The sequence below is a fragment of the Pseudomonas sp. EA_5y_Pfl2_R50 genome (assembly GCF_963970475.1).
Classification (GTDB): Bacteria; Pseudomonadota; Gammaproteobacteria; order Pseudomonadales; family Pseudomonadaceae; genus Aquipseudomonas.
Genome location: NZ_CAXAPT010000097.1, coordinates 1 through 547, shown reverse-complemented (window position 1 = coordinate 547; position 547 = coordinate 1). Strand labels below are relative to the sequence as shown.

Sequence of the window (547 nt, the reverse complement as noted above, 5' to 3'; positions counted from 1 at the left end):
GCGCTCAAGGAGATTTACCGCGCGCCCAGCGCAGAGGCGGCCGAACAGGCGCTGAGCGCGTTTGAGGCCGGCCCCTGGGGCCAACGCTATCCTGCCATCGGCCAAAGCTGGCGGCGCGCCTGGGGCGAAGTGATCCCGTTCTTTGCGTTCCCCGACGAGGTCCGCCGGATCGTCTACACCACAAATGCGATCGAGGCTTTGAACTCGAAGCTCAGACGCGCCGTCCGCGCCAGGGGCCATTTTCCCAGCGACGAGGCTGCCACCAAGCTGCTCTATCTGATCTTGAACCGATAGGAGAAAGAGTGGAAAATGCCGCCACGGGAGTGGTCCATGGCCAAGGCCCAGTTCGCCGTCATCTTCGGCGAGCGCTTCATCAGGGCCATGGCGGCGTAATGTTCAACCGCCCGCCCACACACGGAAATCCTGACAGTGCCGGCAGCGGCGAAACCGCATCGCGGCGCGAATGCCCGATGAACGGCCGGCGCGACCATAAACTCAGACCACGTGCTTCGTGCCCCACGCTTAGGGTGTCATTTCGCCCTCAACC

The 547-nt window shown here is 63.8% G+C and carries 1 pseudogene; it reads left to right on the top strand.

Going from position 1 to position 547, the window contains the following annotated elements:
- Window positions 1-393 (top strand): annotated as a pseudogene (locus AACY19_RS26885) (transposase); the annotation flags it as partial.
- Window positions 394-547 lie beyond the last annotated feature (154 nt).